Annotated in this window: 1 protein-coding gene and 1 pseudogene; both read left to right on the top strand. The window is 74.7% G+C overall.

Translation table 11 applies throughout. From position 1 onward, the window contains the following. Nucleotides 1–13 precede the first annotated feature (13 nt). Nucleotides 14–358: pseudogene (locus ACFXPK_RS32450) on the top strand (ketoacyl-synthetase C-terminal extension domain-containing protein); the annotation flags it as partial. Nucleotides 359–556: 198 nt separating this feature from the next. After that, the coding region (locus tag ACFXPK_RS32445) for an SDR family NAD(P)-dependent oxidoreductase (RefSeq protein WP_385080738.1) at nucleotides 557–5,424 on the top strand (4,868 nt) is incomplete at its 3' end.

Raw genomic sequence — 5,424 nt, 5'->3', positions numbered from 1 at the left:
CGGCGTGATCAAGATGGTTGAGGCGTTGCGGCACGGGGTGCTGCCTGCCTCCCTGCACGCGGACGACCCGTCGCCGCACGTCGACTGGTCCTCCGGCGCCGTGCGCCTGCTGGCGGAGTCGCGTGACTGGCCGGAGGCCGGGCGCCCCCGCCGGGCGGGCGTGTCCTCCTTCGGGATCAGCGGCACCAACGCCCACGTGATCATCGAGCAGGCCTCCGCCACGGCCGAGCCCGCACGCCACCGCGACCTGCCGTCCGTGGTGCCGTGGGTGCTTTCCGGTTGTGGTGAGGCTGCCCTGCGGGCGCAGGCTGAGCGGTTGGTGGCGTTTGTCGGGGCGCGGCCGGATGTGTCCGCGGCCGATGTGGGTCTTTCCTTGGTGGCGGGTCGTGCGGTGCATGGTTGTCGTGCGGTGGTTGCGGGTGGCTCGCGGGAGGAGCTGCTGGACGGGGTGCGGGCGTTGGCGCGGGGTGCTGTGGGTGCTGGTGTGGTGCCGGTGGGGGGTGAGGGGGCGCGGACGGTGTTCGTGTTTCCCGGGCAGGGTTCGCAGTGGGTGGGTATGGCGGTGGAGTTGTTGGCTGGGGTGCCGGTGTTCGCGGAGCGGATGGGTGAGTGTGCTGTTGCGTTGGAGCCGTTTTTGGATGTGCCGTTGTTGGGGGTGTTGGGGGATGCGGTTGCTTTGGGGCGGGTGGAGTTGGTGCAGCCTGCGTTGTGGGCGGTGATGGTGTCGTTGGCGGCGGTGTGGGAGTCGTTCGGGGTGCGTCCTGCTGCGGTGGTGGGTCATTCGCAGGGTGAGATTGCGGCTGCGGTGGTGGCGGGTGCGTTGAGTGTGGAGGACGGGGCGCGGGTGGTGGCGTTGCGGAGTCGGGCGATCGCTGCGGGGCTGGCCGGTCGTGGGGGCATGGTGGCGGTGCAGCGTCCGGTGGTGGAGGTGGAGGAGTTGCTGGTGGCGTTCGGGGGGCGGGTGACGGTCGCCGCGGTCAACGGCCCCGGTTCGACGGTCGTTTCCGGTGACAGCGACGCGCTGGAGGGGCTGATGGCGGCATGCGAGGCCGGGGGTGTACGGGCCCGCCGCATTCCCGTCGACTACGCCTCCCACTCCGCACACGTCGACACCGTGACCGACCGGATCCTCGCCGACCTCGCCCCGATCCGGGCGGGCCGCGCCGAGGTGCCCTTCCTGTCCACGGTCACCGGCGACTGGCTCGGCGACGATGTCCCGGACGCCGCCTACTGGGTGCGCAACCTGCGCCGGCCGGTCCGCTTCGAACAGGCCGTACGCGAGCTGGCGGCCGAAGGCTTCGACGCGTTCGTGGAATGCAGCGCCCACCCGGTCCTGACCGGGAGCGTCACGCACACCCTGGAGGAAGCCGGTCGCGACGCGGTCGTCGTCGGATCGCTGCTCCTCGGTGACGGCGGCCCGCGACGCCTGCTCACCTCGCTGCGCGAGGTTTTCGTCCACGGCGTCCCGGTGGACTGGACGCAGCCCTACACCGGTACCGGCGCCCGCCGGATCCCCCTGCCCTCCTACGCCTTCCAGCGTGAACGCTACTGGCTCGGCCCCGACACCGGCACCGGTTCCCGGGACGTGGAGACCGCCGGACTCGTACCGGCCCGCCATCCGCTGCTCGGGGCCGCGTTGCGCACCGCCGCCGACGAGAGCCTCGTCCTGACCGGACGCCTCACCGCGCACACCCACCGCTGGCTCTACGACCACGCCATCGGCACCCTCCCGCTGCTGCCCGGCACGGCCCTCCTCGAACTGGCCGCGCAGGCCGGCGAGCGGTACGGCACCCCGCACATCGACGAACTCACCCTGCACACCCCACTGCCGCTGCCCGCGCCGGGCGACGCCACCGACCTCCAGGTCACCGTCACCGCCGCCCCCGACAGCCCCGGCCGGGCCACCGCCACCGTGCACACCCGCCCCGCGACCGACGCCCCCACGGCCCCCGGCGACACCCGGACACCCTGGACGCACCACGCCACGGCCACCCTCGGCGCGGCCCCCGCCGGTACCGTCCCCGCCGAAGACCTCCCGGCACCCGACTGGGCCGCCGCCTGGCCGCCCCCGGGCACCACCGAGAGGGACCTCACCCACCTCTACGCCGAACTGGCCGACGACGGGTACTCCTACGGTCCCGCCTTCCAGTGCCTGACCCGGCTCCGGGAGGCCCCCGACGGGACCGTCTACGCGGAGACACGGCAGCCCGAGCGGGACGGCGCCGAAGCCGTGGACGACTCCGGCTTCGCCCTCCACCCGGCGCTCCTCGACGCGGTCCTGCACGCCGTGCTCACCACCGCGCCCCCCGGGGAGGGCCTGCGCCTGCCGTACGCCTTCGGCGGCGTGACGGTCCACACACCCGGCGCCCGCTCGCTGCGTGCCCGGATCACCCGCACCGGCGAGACGGACATCCGCGTCGACCTCGCCGAACCGTCCGGGCAGCCGGTCGCGAGCATCGGCTCGCTCACCCTGCGCCCGGCCGACCCCGCGCGCCTCACCGCGTCGGCGGGCGCGGCAGCCCGGTCGTCGTTCGCCGTGACGTGGGAACCGCTGCCGCTGCCCGCCGACCCGCGGCCCGCCGGCCGGTGGGCCCTGCTGGGCGATGCCGACAGCGGGCACACGGCCCCGGACGTCCTGGACGCGCTCCGGGAGACCGGCGCCGCCCCGGACACCTACCGGCACCTCGACGACCTGCGCGCCGCCCTCGACGCCGGGGCCCCCGTACCCGACATCCTCGTGTGGCCCGTGCCGCCCACGGACGACGACACCGTAACCGCCGCCCACGCGCACGCGTCGGCGGCCCTGGAGACCGCCCGCGCCCTCCTCCTGGACGAGCGGACCGCCACCACCCGGCTCCTCGCCGTCACCCAGGGTGCCGTCGGCCCGGACCCCGCGCCCGACATCGCCGCCGCCACCGTCTGGGGCCTCCTGCGCTCCGCGCACACCGAGACGCCCGGACGGTTCCACCTGATCGACACCGACCGGCACCCCGCGTCGCTGCGGTCCCTGCCCGCCGTCGTCGAGAGCACCGAACCCCAGGTCGCGCTACGGGCCGGCCAGGCCCACGCCCCCCGGCTCACCCGCCTCACGACCCCGACCGCCGACGACACCACCCCGTCCTTCGGCCCCGACGGCACGGTCCTGATCACCGGCGCGTCCGGCCACATCGGCCACCTCCTCGCCCGGCGCCTGGTCCACGAGTACGGCGTACGCAGCCTGGCGCTCGTCAGCAGGCGCGGCGCCGAGGCGACCCGCGACCTCGCGGCCGAACTCACCGCGGCCGGCTGCGAGGTGACGGCACTCGCCTGCGACGCGGCGGACCACGACGCCCTCCACGCGGCGCTCGACAGCCTCCGCGCCGACCACACCCTCACGGCGGTGGTGCACGCCGCGGGCACGCTCGACGACGCCGCCGTCACCTCCCTGACCCCCGACCAGCTCACCACCGTGCTGCGCCCCAAGGTGGACGCCGCCTGGAACCTGCACGACCTCACCCGCGAGGACCCGCTGACCGCGTTCGTCCTCCTGTCGTCCGTCTCCGGCGTGCTCGGCGGCGCCGGACAGGCCAACTACGCCGCGGCCAACGCCTTCCTCGACGCACTGGCCGTCCACCGCGCCGGCCTCGGACTGCCCGGACAGTCCCTCGCCTGGGGGCTGTGGGAGCAGGACGACCTCAGCGGCGGGATGGCCGCCGGCCTCGACACCACCGACCGGGCACGCCTGGCCCGCCTCGGAGTGGTGCCGATGCCCGAGGACGAGGCCCTCGCCCTGTTCGACCACGCGGTCACCGACCCGAGTCCGCTCGTCGTGCCCACGAAGCTGGACCTGCGGCCGGTCCGCGAGCGAGCCGCCCGGGAAGGCGTCCCGGCACTGCTCCGCGGCCTGGTCCGCCCGCCCCGGCCGACGGGCGACGACGCGCCGTTCGCCGAACGCCTGTCGGCCCTCGCCCCCGACGAGCGGGTCGGCATGGTCCTCGCACTCGTGCGGGACCTGGCCTCCTCCGTGCTGGGCCACGCGTCGGCCGAACGTGTCTCCGCGACGCGCTCCTTCCGGGACATCGGCTTCGACTCGCTCAGCTCACTCGAACTGCGCAACCGGCTGAACAACGCGACCGCCCTGCGCCTGCCCGCCGGGCTGCTGTTCGACCACCCCACCGCCACCGACCTGGCCGCGTTCCTGGTGAGCGAACTGGTGGACACCGCCCCCGTGCCCGAGCCGCCGGAGCCGCCCACGGCCCCCACCGACGAGCCCCTCGCCATCGTCGGTATGGCCTGCCGCTACCCCGGAGGCGTGAGCGGCCCCGAGGAACTGTGGCAGCTGATGTCCGACGGAGCCGACGGCATCGGCGCCTTTCCGGCCGACCGCGGCTGGGACCTCGACGCGCTCTACCACCCCGACCCCGATCACGCCGGCACGACGTACACCCGCGAGGGCGGCTTCCTGTACGACGCGGGCGACTTCGACGCCGGCTTCTTCGGCATCTCGCCGCGTGAGGCGCTGGCGATGGACCCGCAGCAGCGGCTGCTGCTGGAGACCTCCTGGGAGGCGCTGGAGCAGGCGGGGCTCGACGCGGGCGCCCTGAAGGGCAGCCGCACCGGCGTCTTCGCGGGACAGGTCTACCACGACTACGCCCAGCCCTTGGAGCGGACGCCGGAGCATGTCGAGGGGCTCCTGATGACCGGCGGCGCCGGCAGTGTGCTGTCCGGCCGGGTGGCTTACACGTTCGGGTTCGAGGGGCCGGCGGTGACGGTCGACACGGCGTGTTCGTCGTCGCTGGTGGCGGTGCACCTGGCCGGCCGGGCGCTGCGGTCGGGGGAGTGCGACCTCGCGCTGGCCGGCGGCGTGACCGTCATGGCCACCCCGAACCCGCTGATCCAGTTCGGCCGGCAGCGCGGACTGGCGCCGGACGGCCGGTGCAAGCCGTTCTCCGCCGACGCCGACGGCATCGCGATGGCCGAGGGCGTCGGCGTCCTGGTGCTGGAGCGGCTGTCGGACGCCCGCCGCAACGGCCACCGGGTGCTCGCGGTCGTACGGGGCAGCGCCGTCAACCAGGACGGGGCCAGCAACGGCCTGACGGCGCCCAACGGACCGTCCCAACAGCGCGTGATACGGGCGGCGTTGGCCGACGCAGGGCTCGGGACCTCGGACGTCGACGCGGTCGAGGCACACGGCACCGGCACCTCCCTCGGCGACCCGATCGAGGCGGAGGCGCTGCTGGCGACGTACGGAGAGGGACGCGACCGGCGGCGGCCGTTGTGGCTGGGCTCCGCCAAGTCGAACATCGGGCACACCCAGGCGGCGGCGGGCGTCGCCGGCGTGATCAAGATGGTTGAGGCGTTGCGGCACGGGGTGCTGCCTGCCTCCCTGCACGCGGACGACCCGTCGCCGCACGTCGACTGGTCCTCCGGCGCCGTGCGCCTGCT

This window comes from Streptomyces sp. NPDC059142, from assembly GCF_042755665.1.
Taxonomy (GTDB): domain Bacteria; phylum Actinomycetota; class Actinomycetes; order Streptomycetales; family Streptomycetaceae; genus Streptomyces.
The sequence above is the reverse complement of the archived record's forward strand: the minus strand, read 5'-3'. Positions and strand labels throughout refer to the sequence as shown.